Raw genomic sequence first — 16898 nt, forward strand, 5'->3', positions numbered from 1 at the left:
TCACGCTCTACCATGTGTTGCCTCGGAGCCATCAGAACTTGACCATCATGTGTCGCATGAGCAGCTCCTGTGTGGCATCCGCTCTGGCCACTTCGGCGGTGATGCGCCCGTGCGCGAGGGTGTAAACCCGGTCGGAGAGCCCGATCACCTCCGGAAGCTCAGAGGAGATCACGATGATCGCCTTACCCTGGGCCGCGAGCTCGTTGATCAGCCCGTAGATCTCATACCTGGCACCGACATCGATGCCCCGGGTGGGCTCATCGAGGATGAGCACCTCGGGGTTGCTGAAGATCCATTTCGACAGCACGGTCTTCTGCTGATTACCACCGGAGAGCGTCGCGGCTGGTGCGCTCACGCTCGGCGTCTTGATGTTCATCTTGTAGCGATACGCCTCTGCCACCTTGCGATCGCGGACGCCATCGACCAGCCCCCGGTGAGCGAGGCGCCCCAGTGCCACCGATGAGATGTTCGTCTGCACCGAGGCGAGCAGGTTGAGTCCGTCATGTCGGCGATCCTCCGGCGCGTAGGCGATGCCGTGACCGATCGCCTCCCGGATCGTCCGCAGCTCGATCTCCTCACCGTGTTTGAATGCCGACCCGGTAATCACAGAGCCGTACGACCGACCGAAGATGCTCCTCGCAAGCTCGGTCCGCCCGGCACCCATGAGACCGGCGATTCCCACGATCTCACCCGCCATCACGTGGAAGCTCACATCGTCGATCACGACACGCTGGGCATCGCCGGGGTGGTGAACTGTCCAGTTCTCGACGCGGAACAGCTCATTGCCGATGTCCGGTTCGCGCGGCGGGAAGAGATCGTCGAGTGGGCGACCGACCATCGCTCGAATGATCCGGCCCTCGTCGGTGTCCGGGTCATCGCTACGCATCGTCTCGATCGTCGCGCCGTCGCGAAGCACTGTGATCCGATCGGCGATTGCCAAGACCTCACTCAGTTTGTGCGAGATCAGCACGCAGGTGATCCCCTGTGAGCGGATCCGGTCGATCAGCGCCATCAGCCGATCGGAATCGTCGCGTCCGAGCGCAGCGGTCGGTTCGTCGAGGATCAACAGTTTGACATCCTTGGCCAGCGCTTTCGCGATCTCGACCAGCTGCTGCTTGCCTATCCCCAGTTCGGATATCCGCGTCGCCGGGCTCTCGTGGAGCCCAACCCTGGCCATGAGCTCAGCCGCGCGAATATAGGTGGTTGCCTCATCGACAAGGCCGAACCGGGCGACCTCGTGCCCGAGGAAGATGTTCTCGGCGATGGAGAGTTGTGGAACGACCGCCAGTTCCTGGTGCACGATGACGATGCCCTCGTCCTCGCTGTCTGCGAGGGAACGGAACCGCATGTCGCGTCCCTCGAACCTGATCGTCCCCTCGAACGTTCCGTGCGGATGCACCCCGCTGAGGATCTCCATGAGCGTCGATTTTCCCGCGCCGTTCTCGCCGCAGATCGCGTGGACTTCGCCGCGGCGCACTTCGAGGGACACGTCGTTCAGCGCCACAACTCCTCGAAAGCGCTTCGTGACTCTCGCCATGCGCAGCACTGTTTCGGGCATCGCACCACCTCTCCGCGTCGATCGGGTTCTCCCATGGTATCGAAAAAAATAATTTGTCCACAGGCACGTCAATATGCAATGCTTCGGGAGCGGAAAGCGCATGAGCGCCTCACCGCAGCCGACAAGGTGGTCCGGCAGCACGGACCACCAACCTTTCAAGGAAGAGAGATTGCAATGAGAAAAAGCGTCCTGCGTGCAGTAGCAACTACCGGTGCTTTCGCCCTCGCCTTCGGACTCGCAGCCTGCGCAAGCAGCCCTGCTTCCGAGTCAGAAGGTAGCGCCGAGGAAAGTGACATCACGGTCGGCGTCGCCATGCCAACCGAAACCTCGGAACGCTGGATCGCCGACGGCGATGCTGTCAAGTCGCAGCTCGAAGAGGCCGGCTACGACGTCGACCTCCAGTTCGCGAACGACGACATCCCGCGTCAGCAGCAGCAACTTGACCAGATGATCACGAACGGCGCCGACATCCTCATCGTCGCGTCCATCGACGGGACCGCTCTGGCGACTCAGCTTGAGAACGCTGCCAGCAAGGGCATTCCGGTCATCGCATACGACCGACTGATCAACGGCACCGAAGACGTCGACTACTACGTCACATTCGACAACTACACCGTCGGAGTGCAGCAGGCGCAGTCACTGCTGCGCGGACTCGGGTTCCTTGACGAGAACAACGAGGAGACCGGCGCGACCGACCCCAAGGCCGTTGAGCTATTCGCCGGATCGCCCGACGACAACAACACGAAGTTCTTCTACCAGGGTGCGATCGACACGCTGCAGCCGTACTTCGATGACGGCCGGATCACCGTCACGTCCGGGCAGATCGAGATGGATACCGTCTCGACGCTGCGCTGGGACCAGGCCACCGCGCAGAGGCGCATGGAGGACCTTCTCACCAGCACGTATGACGGTGGCGCCAAGCCGCTCGACGGCGTGCTGGCTCCATACGACGGCATCTCGCGCGGCATCATCACGGCTCTTGAGAACGCCGGCTACGGCTCGACCATCGAAGACGGCCTGCCGATCGTCTCCGGTCAGGACGCCGAGATCGCGTCGGTGAAGATGATCGCCGACGGCGTGCAGTACGCGACCATTTTCAAGGACACGCGCAAACTCGCCACTCAGGCAGTGGCGGCCGCCGACGCGTTCGCGAAGAACGAGACCCCGGAGGCGAACGACACTGAGACGTACGACAACGGAGTGAAGGTCGTCCCGGCCTACCTGCTCGAATCGGACATCGTCGTGGCGGACAACATCACCTCGCTGCTAGTCGACTCCGAGTACTGGACCGCGGAAGAGATCGCCGCAGGCGTCGCCGACTGATCCGCATTGTGACGTCCGTCTGCCGAGCCCGGCTCGGCAGACGGACGTCACAACTGCTGTCACCCACTCACAGACAGGAGCTGCGATGTCCGACGCTATCCTCGAGATGCGCAACATCACCAAAAATTTCCCCGGCGTCAAGGTGCTCGACGATGTCACGCTCACCGTCGCCCGCGGCGAGATCCATGCGATCTGCGGCGAGAACGGCGCCGGAAAATCCACCCTCATGAAAGTGCTGTCCGGCGTGTACCCGCACAGTTCATTCGACGGCTCGATCATCTTCGACGGGGAACCGCAGCGGTTCAACGCGATCAAGGACTCCGAGCACACCGGCATCGTCATCATCCACCAAGAGCTCGCCCTTGTTCCGTACCTCTCGATCGCCGAGAACATCTTCCTCGGCAACGAGATCGTCCAGCGCGGGCTCATCGACTGGCACGAGGCCAACGCGCGAGCAACAACCCTCATGGCGCGCGTCGGACTCCACGAAAATCCGACGACGCCGGTCGGCCAGCTCGGCGTCGGCAAGCAGCAGCTCGTCGAGATCGCCAAGGCGCTGACGAAGAACGTCCGCCTGCTCATCCTCGACGAGCCGACCGCCGCACTCAACGACTCCGATTCCGAGCACCTACTCAACCTGCTCCGTGGCCTTCGTGAGCAGGGCATCACCTGCATCATCATCAGTCACAAACTCGGCGAGATCGTCGATATCGCCGATTCGACGACGATCATCCGCGACGGGCAGGCAATTGAAGTCGTCGACATGCACGGCCCCGACGCCACCCAGGATCGCATCATCCGGGGCATGGTCGGCCGATCGCTGGATCGCCGGTTCCCCGAACGCACGCCGAACATCGGCGCGGAGATCTTCCGTATCGAGAACTGGCGCGTGCTGCACCCGACGCAGCAGGGCCGCGTCGTCGTGGACGATGCCTCGCTCTCTGTGCGCGCCGGAGAGATCATCGGCATCGCCGGGCTCATGGGCGCTGGCCGCACCGAGTTCATGATGAGCGTCTTCGGACGCAGCTACGGACGAGATGCCTCAGGCAAGGTCTTCCTGCATGGCGAGGAAATTTCCACGCGTACGGTGAAAGATGCGATCGCCAATCGGATCGCGTATGTGTCGGAGGACCGGAAGGAATACGGCCTCAACCTGATCACCGACATCAAGACGAACATCTCCGCCGCTGCCCTGGGCAAGCTGACATCCGCGGGGCCGTTCATCGACCGAAACCGCGAGGTGGAAGTCGCGGAAAAGTACCGCAAAGATCTCAACATCAAGTCGCGAACCGTCGCTCAGACCGTCGGAAATCTCTCCGGCGGCAACCAGCAGAAAGTCGTGCTGGCGAAATGGCTGTACACGGACCCTGAAGTCTTGATCCTCGACGAGCCGACCCGAGGCATCGACGTCGGTGCCAAGTACGAGATCTACGAGATCATCGGTGCGCTCGCGGCTGCGGGCAAGGCGGTCATCCTGGTGTCCAGCGAACTGCCCGAACTGCTCGGGCTGTCCGACCGCATCTATACCCTCGCCTACGGGCGAATCACCGGGCAGCTTCCCGTCGCCGATGCGACGCAGGAAGCGCTCATGTCCCTGATGACAATTGAAAACTCTGCCACGAAGGAGGCCGCGGCATGAATAACGTCTTCACCGAGGTCAAAGACCTACTGACCCACAACTTGCGCACGTCCGGCATCTATATCGCATTCGTCGCGATCATCCTGCTGTTCACGATCCTCACCGGAGGAACGCTGCTCAGCCCGGAAAACGTCACGAACATAGTGCTGCAGAACGCGCACATCCTGATTATGGCGCTGGGCATGATCCTGGTGATCGTCGGCGGTCATATCGACCTCTCGGTCGGTTCGGTCCTCGCGTTCGCGTCCGCCGTCTCGGCCGTTCTCGTCATCCGCATGGGCATGCCGTGGTGGGTCGGCGTGATCGCAGCCATCGTCACGGGTATCTTGGTGGGCGTATGGCAGGGATTCTGGGTCGCGTACGCCGGAATTCCGGCGTTCATCGTCACCTTGGCTGGCATGCTGCTGTTCCGGGGTCTCACCTGGCTGGTACTCGATAATGTGTCGCTGTCGCCGTTCCCGACTGCCTACCGTGACGTCGCCAGCGGATTCTTGGACGGCACCTTCGGGTCAATTACGGTGGGCCAGGGCGAGGGCCTGAAGGCCGTGCCCCTGACCGTAGACATTTTCACTCTCGTCATCGGTGTCCTTGCTGTGATCGGTATCGTTGTCTCCTCGCTGCGCAACCGTCGCACGCGTCAGGGGTATAACCAGACCGTGGAGTCGATGCCACTCTTCGTGCTGAAGCTCGTCGTGATCTCCGCCGTGCTGCTGGCCCTAGCGTGGGCCCTCGCATACAACCGTGGCTTCCCGATCGTCCTGATCATCGTCGCCGTGCTCATCCTGGTGTATCAGGTGATCGCGAACCGCACGGTGTTCGGCCGTCACGTTTACGCAGTGGGTGGCAACCTGTCGGCTGCCCGCCTCTCGGGTGTCAATGTGCGAAGCGTGAACTTCTGGATCTTCGTCAACATGGGCTTCTTGACCGGCATCGCGGCAGCGGTGTTCTCATCGCGATCGAACGGCGCGCAGCCCGGTATGGGGAACATGTTCGAGCTCGACGTGATCGCGGCATGCTTCATCGGCGGTGCCTCCACGATGGGCGGCGTCGGACGCGTCGGAGGAGCGCTCGTCGGCGGCCTAGTCATGGCTGTCATGACGAACGGCATGCAGCTAATGGGTGTCCCGCAGTCCAGCCAGCAGATCGTGAAGGGTCTCGTCCTGCTACTGGCGGTCGCCTTCGACATCTACAACAAGCGCCGCGCGGGAACAGTGCGCTGAGCGCAGATCGTAGAGCGTAGTACCCGGAGGCCGGAGCGTCGTATGCGCTCCGGCCTCCGGCGTCGCCAGCGCCACCGGCCGACCGGCAAGGTCGAGCGTGAGCACGATGTTCGAATTCAGGCCGAAGTGGCCTCAGGCCGAGATGATGCGTGCGCCAGCCACCGGTCCGTGCACGTGCAGAGCCACACGGCCGGAGGCCTGTAACTCACCCTGCACGTATCGTGCGCTCTCCGGCGACTCACAGAGGAAGGCGATCGTCGGGCCGGAGCCGGAGACGATGCCGCTGAGCGCGCCGGCCTCGAGCCCTGCCTTGATGACCTCATCGAGACTGGGTCGCTCGAGCAGTGCTGGAACCTCAAGGTCGTTGTACATGCACGCGGCCAGCGAGTGCGGATCTCCCGCACGCAACGCCTGCAACACCGGAATCGGCACATCGAGTGACAGCGGCGGGTCATCGGCGAGGGCGCCGTTTTGGGCACGGTGCTCATCGAGGCGCGCGTAGATCGCGGGTGTCGACAGCCCCGCCTCGCTGGTCACGAGCACCCAGTCGAACCGCCCTCGCGCGAGGGCAGGGTTCAGCTGGTCTCCACGCCCGGTGCCCACCGCAGTGCCGCCGTGCAACGCGAAGGGCACGTCGGCCCCCAGTCGAGCGGCAAGCTCGTGCAGACGCTGGGGCGAGAGCCCGGTGTTCCACAGCGCATCGCACGCGACGAGAGCGGCCGCAGCATCCGCTGAACCGCCGCCCATTCCGCCGGCGACCGGCACGCTCTTTCGCAGTTCGAGGTGCACACCACCGGTGTATCCGGTCGCCGCTGCGAGCATCTTCGCCGCGCGCATCGCGAGGTTCCGGTCATCCACCGGTACGGTGCTGGGATCGTCGATTCCAGACACACTCAACGAGAAGCCGTCGTCAGGATAGGCGATGACGTCCTCGTAGAGCGACACCGCCTGGAACACCGTCGCCAGCGAGTGGTAGCCGTCGTCATGACGGCCACCCACCCCCAAGTACACGTTGATCTTCCCCGGCGCACGCACGTGCACTGCTTCGGGAACCGCGGCAAGGCTCATGGATGTCTCACAGAGTGGACGAAGAAGCCCAAAGGTCGACGTCGATGCCGTTGGAGAGCGCGTCGATGCGTGCCAGCTCGTCGTCCGAGAACGCCGGGCCGTTGATCGCTGCGATGTTCTCATCGATCTGTTCGGGGCGCGAAGCACCGATCAGGGCCGAGACGACCACCGGATCGCGCAGCGTCCACTGCAGCGACATCTGTGCAAGCGTCTGCCCGCGTTCCTTGGCGATCTCGTTCAGTCCGCGGAGGATGGTGAGGCCCTCAGCCGAAAGGGGCTTCTCAGAGATCGATCGGCGCTTCTGGGCCCGATCCGCCGTGCCGTCCCCGAGGTACTTGTCGGTGAGCAGTCCCTGTGCGAGCGGCGTGAAGGCGATGGCCCCGAGACCCTCGGTACGGAGTGTGTCGTTGAGCTCGGCCTCGGTCCAGCGGTTGAGGATCGAGTACGAGGGCTGGTGGATCACCAGCGGGGTGCCGAGTTCCTTCGCGACGGCTGCGGCCTTCGCGGTGCGCTCAGCGCTGTACGAGGAGATTCCGACGTAGAGCGCCTTGCCCTGGCGTACCAGGGTGTCGAGCGCCCCGACGGTCTCCTCAATCGGCGTGACGGGGTCGACACGGTGCGAGTAGAAGATGTCGACGTAGTCGAGGTTCATCGACGTCAGCGACTTCTCGGCGCTCGCGAGGAGGTACTTGCGGCTCCCGAAGTTGCCGTAGGGACCGGGCCACATGTCATAGCCGGCCTTCGACGAGATGATCAGCTCGTCGCGGTACGGACGGAAGTCCTCGGCGAAGACACGACCGAAGTTCTTCTCGGCCGAGCCGTAGGGCGGGCCGTAGTTGTTGGCGAGGTCGAAGTGCGTGATGCCGCGATCGAACGCGTGGCGCAGCAGTGCGCGCTGGTTGTCCATCGGGATGTTATCTCCGAAGTTCCACCACAGCCCGAGTGAGATCGGCGGCAGGTAGAGCCCGGACGTACCGACCTGGCGGTACTCGAACTGCTGATAGCGATCCTCCTTCGCCACGTACGGGCGGTGGAGTTCGGCGATGTTGGTGGGGAAGCGCGGCGTTTCAGTCACGCCTCCAGGTTAGCCGTCCAGCGCCTCAGCGATGCGCACGAAGTCATCAATGGTCAACTGCTCACCGCGGGCGGTCGGTGCGACGCCTGCTTTCTCCAGAATTGCGGATGCCTCGGCAGCGGTGCCGCCGAGGACGGCGGAGAGCGCCTGCCGCAGCATCTTGCGGCGCTGTTGGAAGGCCGCGTCGACGATGCGGAAGGTCTTTTTGCGTAGCTCCTCATCGCCGCGCACTTCGTCAGATCGTTGGAACGCGACCAGCACGCTGTCGACGTTCGGCACCGGCCAGAACACCTGCCGAGAAACGGTGCCGGCGAGTCGCCATTTGCCGTACCAGGCAGCCTTCACGCTCGGTGTGCCGTAGATCTTACTTCCGGAAGGGGCTGCGAGCCGTTCGCCGACCTCTGCCTGCACCATCACGACGCCGCGCTGCAAATTCGGGAAGGTCTCCATGAAGTGCAGCAATACCGGCACCGAGACGTTGTACGGCAGATTCGCGATCAGTACGGTCGGGTCTCCGGGGAGCTCGGTGATGCGCAGCGCGTCCGCATCCACCACGGTCAGTGCATCCGCGGGCACTCCGTGCGCCACGGCCGTCTCCGGCAGGCGTGCGGCGAGCCGATGATCGATCTCGACGGCGGTGACGGATGCTCCGGTCTCCAGAATCGCAAGCGTGAGGGAACCGAGCCCAGGGCCCACTTCGACGACGCGCTCACCCGCCTTGACCGCACCCACCTGAACGATCTTGCGCACCGAGTTGGCGTCGACGACGAAGTTCTGGCCGAGCTTCTTAGTAGGGGTGACATCGAGTTCGGCAGCAAGGCGGCGAATCTCGGTGGCGCCGAGCAGCGTGACAGTCATCCTGCCATTGTCCCCCACGCGAGTACTCTGTTCGAATGCCCACTCTCGGAGAGCTCATCGCACCCCGTCGCATGGGTCGTGATTTCCGGTGGTTGCTCGCATCGTCGTGGACGAGCAATGTCGGCGACGGGATCGCCCTGGCAGCCGCTCCCCTGCTGATCGCCTCGATGACATCGTCTCCGATCCTGGTCGCCTCAGGAGCCGTGCTGCAGTTCCTGCCGTGGCTGATCTTCGGACTTCACGCCGGCGCCATCGCCGACCGGTTCGACAGGCGCCGGATGGTGATGTTCACGAACGCTGCGCGTGCGATCGTGCTGGTCGCGCTGTGCGCGTTCCTTTTCACCGACACGGCGAACATCTGGATCGTGCTCGCCGTCGCGTTCCTCTATGGCACGGCAGAGGTATTCGTCGATACCGCGGGCAGCACACTGCTGCCCATGCTCGTGAAACCCGCTGACCTCGGCATCGGCAACGCGCGACTGCAGGCCGGATACCTGGTCGCCAACCAGTTCGCCGGTCCACCGATCGGAGCCTTCCTGTTCGCCGCCGGATCCGCATGGCCGTTCCTCGTCGAGGTCGTGTGCGTCTCACTGGCGATCGTGCTGATCTCGCGGATGGCGCATACGCCGGTGCCGCCGCGCGATGTGGACAAGCCGTCGCCGGTGCATACCGACATCGCCGAGGGCGTGCGATGGATGTGGCGGAACCCGCCCGTGCGGATGCTCGTGCTGATCATCCTCACCTTCAACATCACGTGGGCCGCGCCCTGGGGCGTACTCGTCCTCTACGCGACCGAGCATCTGCACATGGGCGCCGTCGGATACGGCACCCTCACCACAGCATCCGCAGCCGGCGGCATCCTCGCCACGCTGACATTCGGATGGCTGGAGCGGCACGTCTCTTTCGCCACGCTCATGCGGGTCGCACTGTCGCTGGAGGTGCTCATGCATCTCGCATTCGCGCTGACCACGCACGCGTGGGTGGCGCTCGTGATCATGTTCGTGTTCGGCAGTTATGCGTTCGTCTGGGGCACGATCTCCACGACCGTGCGCCAGCGGCTCGTGCCGCACGCGCTGCAGGGCCGGGTGGCCTCGGTGAACATGGTCGGTGTGTTCGGCGGCATGGTGATCGGGCAGGCACTCGGCGGGGTGATCGCGCAGGTGTGGGGGCTCACCGCCCCGTGGTGGTTCGCCTTCGTGGGCTCGGCGATCACGCTACTCATCGTCTGGAAGCCGATCTCGCACATCGTGAACGCCAAACCCGTGCTCGACGAGGATGTCGTCAGCTGAGGCTCAACCGGCGATCCTGGTTCGGCGATCACCAGCGGCAGGCGGCATCTCGACGCCTTCATCAATGAGGCGCTGCAGCGCGGCTTCGCCTTCAGCGGGAACGAGCTGAGCGCCGATTCGCGTAATGATGCACTCCCATCGATGTACTCACCAGTACACGCGCCCGAGACCACATCCGAAAGAATGCTCAATCAGAGAAGGAGCCGTAGACCTCGAGGGTGTTCCGAGCGATCTGGGTGGCAAGCTCGTCGACGTCGAGCTCCAACTCCGCGGCCATGAATCGCAGGGTGTGCGGGATCAGGTAGGGCGCGTTCGGACGACCGCGCAGCGGCACCGGCGTCAGGAACGGGGCATCCGTCTCGACGAGGATGCGATTGAGCGGGGTGACCTTCAACGCATCACGCAGGTTCTGCGCGTTCTTGAACGTGACATTGCCGGCGAACGACAGGTAGTACCCGGCATCCGCGCAGATCTTCGCCATCGCGTCATCACCGGAGAAGCAGTGGAACACGGTCGTCTCCGGGGCGCCGACGCGAGTCAGGGTCTCGAGCACTGCATCGTGCGCGTCACGATCGTGGATCTGCATCGCGATGCCGTGCTTCTTCGCGAGTGCGATGTGCGCCTCGAAGCTCTCGAACTGCGGGCCGCGCCGGTGCTCCTCAGTACGGAAGAAGTCCAGCCCGGTCTCGCCGATCGCGCGCGCCCTGGGATGCGCCGCCAGCTCGTCGATCACACTGATCGCGTGGTCGAGCTGACCGGCTTCGGCGTATGTCGGGGCGTCGTTCGGATGGATCGCGACGGCGGCGAGCACGCGCAGATCGGATGCCGCGGCATCCACCGCCCATCGCGACGATTCGATGTCACCGGATGCCTGCACAACACCGATCACGCCGACGGCCTGCGCACGATCGAGCTGCTCGGAGAGGCTGAGCGGCTCGACCCCGTCGGTGATCTCGAGGTGGGCATGGTTGTCGTACATCGGCACTGTGAGTGGTTCCGGCGCCGCCGGGTACCTGAGTTCCTTGCGCCCGTCCTGGCTGCGAGCCTTCACGTATGTCACCGTTTCGGGCTGTTCAGAGGTCATACGTGAAGTCTCGCGATCAGGGCTGGGACTCTACGCGCGGGAACAAGGGCGCGAGGGCTGCGACCTTCGTGCCGGCGGGGAGGATGCCCCAGGTGCCGGCCTCGCGGACGGGCTGTGCCTGCAGCACGCCGAGAGCCTCGGCAGCGCCGAGCGCCGACCAGAGCTTCTCGGTCGACTGCGGCATGACCGGCGACAGCAGCACGCTGAGCGCACGGAGGCCCTCGGCGCACGTGTAGAGCACTGTGCCCAGGCGCGCACGCTTGTCCTCGTCGCGGGCAAGCGCCCACGGCTCGTTCTCGGTGATGTAGCCGTTCAAGGCATCGACGATCGTCCAGATCGACGAGATGGCCTCATCGATGCGGAACTGGTCGATCCATCCATCGGCCGCAGTCGCAGCATCCGCCACGATCTTCTGAATCACGAGGTCCTGCTCGGTGTACTCGGCAGCCTCCGGAACGACGCCGTCGAAGTACTTCTCGATCATCGCGATCGTGCGCGAGGCGAGGTTACCGAAGCCGTTCGCGAGCTCAGCCTGGTAGCGGGCCGAGAGGTCTTCCCAGCTGAACGAGCCGTCCTGGCCGAACGCGATCGCAGAGAGGAAGTAGTAACGGTACGCGTCAGAGCCGAAGACATCGGTGATCTCGGTCGGCGCGATGCCGGTGAGCTTCGACTTCGACATCTTTTCGCCGCCGACAAGCAGCCAGCCGTGCGCGAAGACACCCTTGGGCACCTCGAGGCCTGCGGCCATCAGCAGTGCCGGCCAGATAACGGCGTGGAAGCGCAGAATATCCTTGCCCACCACGTGGTAGGCCGGCCAGCGCGTGGCGAACAACTCCTCATCGGAGCCGTAGCCGACAGCGGTGGCGTAGTTGAGCAGCGCGTCGACCCACACATAGATGACGTGCGACTCGTCCCACGGCAACGGGATGCCCCAGTCGAAGGTCGAGCGCGAGATCGAGAGGTCCTTCAGGCCCTGCGACACGAAAGAAACGACCTCGTTGCGGGCGGAGTGCGGGCGCACGAAGTCGGGCTCGGTCTTGTAGAGCTCCAGCAGGCGGTCCTGGAACTCGCTGAGCTTGAAGAAGTAGTTCTTCTCCTGCAGCAGCTCAAGCGGCTTGGAGTGGATCGCGCAGACTTTCAGGCCCTCGAAGGGCCCGGTGCCATCGACGATCTCGGAATCCGGCTTGAACTCCTCACAGCCCACGCAGTAGAGCGCTTCGTACTCGCCCGCGTAGATGTATCCGGCGTCGTACAGTCGCTGGAAGAACACCTGCACGTTCGTCTCGTGACGCTCCTGCGTGGTGCGGATGAAGTCGTCGTTAGCGACGTTGAGAGTCTCCAGCAGCGGGAACCACGCCTCGGTGACGAGCTTGTCGACCCATTCCTGCGGGGTGACGTTGTTCGCCGCAGCAGCGCGGAGCATCTTCTGACCGTGCTCATCGGTGCCGGTGAGCATCCAGGTGTCATCGCCGCCCTGGCGGTGCCAACGCGCGAGCGTGTCGACCGCCACTGACGTGTACCCGTGTCCGATGTGCGGGACATCAGAGGGGTAGTAGATGGGCGTGGTGATGTAGAAAGATTCGCCTGCGGGCATGCGGTCAATTCTAGGCCGGATGCGCGGGGTGGTTACGCCCCGGTGATCACGGGCTGCGGCACGTGCTGTTTCCTCGGAGATGTACGCGATCTTCGGAGAAATTCCGAGGATTCCTCCGAGCGAAGCGCACATCTCCGAGCAGGGCGCTCGTTGGATGCTCAGCGGCGGCGTCTGCGTCGCATGAATTTCGCAGAACGACACCTATCTCGCCGGAATTCTCGGAAACTCTGCGAGATTGATGCGGTACTGCGAGGGCCGCGTCGTCAGTCACTGCTTCCGGGCAGCCAGCGCCTGCTGGTAGAGGTCGCGAGAGCTCAGGCCGGTCGCGGCGGCGACCTCGGCGCAGGCTTCCTTCAGACGCATGCCTGATTCGACGAGTGACTGCACCTGGGCGACGGCGTCTTCCGCGGATATCGCGACGGGGGCCGCGCCTTCGACGACGACGACGATCTCACCTTTGACGCCGTTCGCTGCCCACTCGACGAGTTCGGATGCCGTGCCACGGCGAACCTCTTCGTAGAACTTGGTCAGCTCGCGACAGACGGCGATGCGCCGGGTCTCGCCGAAGGCCGTGCCCATGTCTGTGAGCGAGGAGGTCAGTCGTGCCGCGGACTCGAAGAAGATCATCGTTCGCTGCTCGGTCGCGAGCTTCTTGAGTGCGGTGCGCCGATCCCCCGGCTTCCGCGGCAGGAAACCTTCGAAGGTGAATCGATCCGTCGGCAAACCTGAGATCGCGAGCGCCATGAGCACCGCACTGGGTCCGGGGATCGCGGTGACGGTGACGCCCTGCGCAACTGCCTCTGCGACCAGTCCATATCCTGGGTCACTGACCGCTGGCATCCCGGCGTCGCTGACGACGACGATGTCTTGGTCCGCGGCAAGCGCCGCAAGCTCCGCCGCCTTGTGCTTCTCGTTGTGATCGTGCAGCGCGATCAGTCGCGGACGATTCTCGATCTGCAGCGCACGAAGCAGGTGAGCGGTCGTCCGGGTGTCTTCTGCCGCGACAATCTCGGCATTCTCGAGCACCTCGATGAGGCGGCGGGAGGCGTCGCCGAGATTTCCGATCGGAGTCGCAGCGAGGATGATCACGCATTCAGCCTAAGCGGGAAGTCCTAGGCTTGTGCCGTGACCGCGCCCGTTCCTCTGCTCCCGCCGCCTGCGGATCGTCTGACGCGCTGGGGCCAGTTGCGTGATCGTTTGCTGCGCGACCCGGAGTGGCGCGGCGTCATCCGCTGGTTCGCACCGCTCGTCGTCACGGCGCTCGCCGCTGTGCTGCGGCTGTCGAACCTCGCGCATCCGAACGTGCTCGCATTCGACGAGACCTACTACGTGAAGGATGCGTGGTCGTTGTGGACGCTCGGGTTCGAGGGCACCTGGGGTGATGGCGCGAACGAAGACTTCCTCACCGGAGACACGAGCACGCTCGGTCAGACCGGCAGCTACGTCGTGCATCCACCGCTCGGCAAGTGGATCATCGCGCTCGGCATGGGCATGTTCGGAGCAGGCAACAGCGCGGCCTGGCGGCTGACCACCGCACTCATCGGCACCATGACCGTGCTGCTGGTCTACATCGTTGCCAAAGAGCTGACCCGCTCGACCGTCGCAGCCACTGTCGCCGGGCTCCTGCTGGCGATCGACGGGCTCAGCATCGTCATGAGCCGCATCGCCCTGCTCGATGGCACGCTAACGTTCTTCATCCTGCTCGGGTTCCTGTTCATCCTCTACGACCGCAGGCGAAGTATTTCGCTGGTGGAATATGCCGCCACTGATGGATCGGAACCGCTGTGGGGCCGCATCATCTGGCGGCGGCCGTGGGTGATTGCCGCCGGCGTCGCGCTGGGCGCAGCGTCTGCTGTGAAGTGGTCGGGACTGTACGCACTCGCCGGCTTCGGCCTGTACCTCGTGATCGCCGATGCACTGGCCCGTCGCCGCGCCGGAGTGCTCTACTGGCCGATGGATGCCGTGATCCGACAGGGTCCGGTCTCGTTCCTGCTGCTGGTGCCCGCGGCATTTCTCACCTACCTGGTCTCTTGGACCGGCTGGCTCGTGACGGCAGGCGGCTACGACAGACAAAGCTCAGACAACCCGTTCATCGCCCTGTGGAAGTACCACGAGTCGATCTACGGTTTCCACGTCGGCCTCAGCACCGGGCATCCCTATGCCAGCGCGGCATGGCAGTGGCCCTTCCTCATCCGCCCCACGGCGGTGTGGGTGGGAGACGACCAGAGCTGCGGCACCGACCATTGCATCTCGGTGGTCTCGACGATCCCGAATCCGCTGATCTGGTACGCAGGCGTCGCCGCAGCGATCTTCCTGCTGTACCGGCTCGTGCGCGGGCTCATCCGGCGGCAGCCGATGCCGTGGACCTACGCGATGCCTCTCGTCGGACTGGCCGTCACCTATGTGCCGTGGCTGCTGTACCCCGAACGTACGATCTTCCAGTTCTACACGGTGGTGATGATGCCGTTCCTCGTACTCGCGCTGGTACTGGCGCTGCGCGAGATTGCGGGGCGACGCGGGGATCCGCTGCATCGACGGCAGTCCGGCGAGCGCACGGTCATCGTCTTCCTCGTCATCACCGTGCTCGTCTCTGCGTTCTTCTACCCGGTGTGGACCGGCATGAACGTGCCATACGACTTCTGGCTCGTGCACAACTGGCTGCCGACTTGGGTGTAGCTGGCGACCATCACCCGGGAACGGGTTCTCGCCGGTGCGGGCTTCGAGCCCGATGCCAGTGCTGATGAGGATCCCACCAGGCGGGTCCGCGCACCTCGGGAACGCCCCGATTCAGGCGGATCACCCACTCGGTCAGATGCAGCGTTCGATGGTGAAACCAGCAGAGCAGAACGCCATTGTCAGTATGCGTCGGGCCACCGACGGCATGCTCCTGCACGTGATGCACTTCGCACCAGGTCGCCGGGATCGTGCAGCCTGGGATGATGCATCCGCCGTCGCGGGCCATGATCGCGCGACGTTGCAGCACGTTGAAGATGCGGGAGCTGGTGCCGATCGAGACGATGCAGCCGTTCTCGTCGAACAGGATGCGCTGGATTCCGCCTGCACACCCGGCTTGCAGCGCGGCTGAAATCGGGACCAGGTCACCGGTGTGCGCGACGCTCCCCCATCCGTGGCCCGCCGCGAGGTCGGCAGCCGTCGCAGCCACGACAAGTGTGGGCGCTGCGCCACCCAGATGCGGGAACAGATCTGATCCAGCCGCAGTGGTCAGGATCGCGGCCAGCGCGTCATGCCGCTTCTGGCCAGGGGTTCGGGTGTCTGCGGCAGCCAGGTCTTCTTCGACTCCGGCTTCTTCCTCCGCAGACGGTTCGAAATGCACCCCGCCGCGTTCGGCCTTGTCGGCGGGCGCCTCCTCAGGTGCCTCGGCGCCATTCACCCGGGGGTTCAGAAGGCTGTCCATGAGCAGGCCCAGTTGTCCGGCCACTTCGGGAAGCAGATTGCCTCGCACTGGGATCGCCCCGTCCCGGACCTTGCCGATCGAGAAGTACCGGCCGCGCAACGCCGCTTCCTCCGCTGGCTCCGCGCCGTCGGGGTCGAGATATGCCACCATCACCTTGGCCAACACACTCAGGTCTTCCGGGAGCGGGAGGGGCCGCGGCGCGGCCTCGTCGCAGCCAGGATCGCCGTCAGGATCGGCTCCCCGAGCGAAGTCGGCGAGCTGCCGATCTGCCTCGATGCGATCCTCATCGCTGATACGACGCGCTGACTGCTCAAGCGGATCAGTCGCGGCCAGAAGCCCTGCCACCCCGAGCACCCCGCTGACCATGACCTCGCGCAGCGCCTGATAGCGGGCGGGCAAGAAGGCGCCGTCGCTGAAGCCGAGATCTCTGCGCACCAGTCCCGCAGCCTTCACGAGCCTGGTCGCGCCGCGGGTGTCGCTGCCGGTCAGCGTGCGCACCAGATCAGCAGGGCGGGAGCACCCGAACTTGGTCGTCATCCGCTCGTCTCTGAGACCCTCCGACCGGTCCCGCACCAGGACTGTCGCATCGATCTGCACCCCTTCCAGCCGGCGCTGAATCCGACCGGTCAGGGCGAGAAGCTCCGCGGCATCCTGATCAGAAAGGCGCGGGATCTCCTCCGCATCGAACGCATCACGCGCCACCGAATCGAGGGTCTCCTCGAGACCTCGAAGTCGAGCGACGATGCTGTTCATACCTCTATCCAACAGGGGGCCA

Annotated in this window: 13 protein-coding genes; 5 read left to right on the forward strand and 8 right to left on the reverse strand. The window is 64.3% G+C overall.

Translation table 11 applies throughout. The features are described from left to right. Positions 1-31 precede the first annotated feature (31 nt). A complete protein-coding gene (locus ACSU1G_RS14165) occupies positions 32-1558 on the reverse strand; it encodes an ATP-binding cassette domain-containing protein (protein ID WP_439280596.1) in 1527 nt (508 codons plus the stop codon). Between the two features lie 174 nt (positions 1559-1732). Between ACSU1G_RS14165 and chvE the strand changes: the two genes are divergently transcribed. The 3 genes from chvE to mmsB all read left to right on the forward strand — a co-directional run bounded on the left by chvE (position 1733) and on the right by mmsB (position 5740). Then, complete coding sequence (gene chvE, locus ACSU1G_RS14170) at positions 1733-2881, forward strand: multiple monosaccharide ABC transporter substrate-binding protein (RefSeq protein WP_439280597.1); 1149 nt, start codon at positions 1733-1735, stop codon at positions 2879-2881. A gap of 85 nt (positions 2882-2966) precedes the next feature. Further along, positions 2967-4520 carry a multiple monosaccharide ABC transporter ATP-binding protein gene (gene mmsA / locus ACSU1G_RS14175; RefSeq protein ID WP_439280598.1) on the forward strand — a complete coding sequence of 518 codons (1554 nt, stop codon included), beginning with the start codon at positions 2967-2969 and terminating at the stop codon, positions 4518-4520. Then, positions 4517-5740: a multiple monosaccharide ABC transporter permease gene (gene mmsB / locus ACSU1G_RS14180; RefSeq protein WP_439280599.1), complete on the forward strand. Its 1224-nt coding sequence runs from the start codon at positions 4517-4519 to the stop codon at positions 5738-5740. Before mmsA ends, mmsB begins: the two co-directional genes overlap by 4 nt. A gap of 132 nt (positions 5741-5872) precedes the next feature. Here mmsB and ACSU1G_RS14185 read toward each other — a convergent pair whose 3' ends face one another. Genes ACSU1G_RS14185 through rsmA form a run of 3 tightly spaced genes read right to left on the reverse strand, consistent with a single transcriptional unit; the run spans position 5873 to position 8741 of the window. Next, on the reverse strand, positions 5873-6808 hold the full coding sequence (locus ACSU1G_RS14185) for a 4-(cytidine 5'-diphospho)-2-C-methyl-D-erythritol kinase (protein WP_439280600.1): 936 nt from the start codon (positions 6806-6808) through the stop codon (positions 5873-5875). Positions 6809-6815: 7 nt separating this feature from the next. After that, positions 6816-7883 (reverse strand): L-glyceraldehyde 3-phosphate reductase, encoded by a 1068-nt coding sequence (gene mgrA / locus ACSU1G_RS14190; protein WP_439280601.1) that lies wholly within the window; start codon positions 7881-7883, stop codon positions 6816-6818. A gap of 9 nt (positions 7884-7892) precedes the next feature. Beyond that, positions 7893-8741: a 16S rRNA (adenine(1518)-N(6)/adenine(1519)-N(6))-dimethyltransferase RsmA gene (gene rsmA, locus ACSU1G_RS14195; protein WP_439280602.1), complete on the reverse strand. Its 849-nt coding sequence runs from the start codon at positions 8739-8741 to the stop codon at positions 7893-7895. 35 nt (positions 8742-8776) lie between these two features. Between rsmA and ACSU1G_RS14200 the strand changes: the two genes are divergently transcribed. Beyond that, the gene (locus tag ACSU1G_RS14200) at positions 8777-10030 is read left to right on the forward strand and encodes an MFS transporter (RefSeq protein ID WP_439280603.1); all 1254 of its coding nucleotides are present in this window, start codon (positions 8777-8779) and stop codon (positions 10028-10030) included. A gap of 187 nt (positions 10031-10217) precedes the next feature. On the opposite strand, the gene ACSU1G_RS14205 is transcribed toward ACSU1G_RS14200, so the two are convergent. The 3 genes from ACSU1G_RS14205 to rsmI form a co-directional block, all read right to left on the reverse strand. Beyond that, positions 10218-11114, reverse strand: a complete 897-nt coding sequence (locus ACSU1G_RS14205) for a TatD family hydrolase (RefSeq protein WP_439280604.1) — start codon at positions 11112-11114, stop codon at positions 10218-10220. A gap of 16 nt (positions 11115-11130) precedes the next feature. After that, positions 11131-12708 carry a methionine--tRNA ligase gene (metG, locus tag ACSU1G_RS14210; protein WP_439280605.1) on the reverse strand — a complete coding sequence of 526 codons (1578 nt, stop codon included), beginning with the start codon at positions 12706-12708 and terminating at the stop codon, positions 11131-11133. A gap of 267 nt (positions 12709-12975) precedes the next feature. Continuing rightward, a complete protein-coding gene (gene rsmI / locus ACSU1G_RS14215) occupies positions 12976-13797 on the reverse strand; it encodes a 16S rRNA (cytidine(1402)-2'-O)-methyltransferase (protein ID WP_439280606.1) in 822 nt (273 codons plus the stop codon). 36 nt (positions 13798-13833) lie between these two features. Between rsmI and ACSU1G_RS14220 the strand changes: the two genes are divergently transcribed. Next, the gene (locus tag ACSU1G_RS14220) at positions 13834-15384 is read left to right on the forward strand and encodes a dolichyl-phosphate-mannose--protein mannosyltransferase (protein WP_439280607.1); all 1551 of its coding nucleotides are present in this window, start codon (positions 13834-13836) and stop codon (positions 15382-15384) included. Between the two features lie 10 nt (positions 15385-15394). Here the strand turns inward: ACSU1G_RS14220 and ACSU1G_RS14225 are convergent, their stop codons facing one another. Then, positions 15395-16876, reverse strand: a complete 1482-nt coding sequence (locus ACSU1G_RS14225; RefSeq protein WP_439280608.1) for a DUF222 domain-containing protein — start codon at positions 16874-16876, stop codon at positions 15395-15397. Positions 16877-16898 lie beyond the last annotated feature (22 nt).

The organism is Microbacterium sp. A93 (assembly GCF_051842835.1).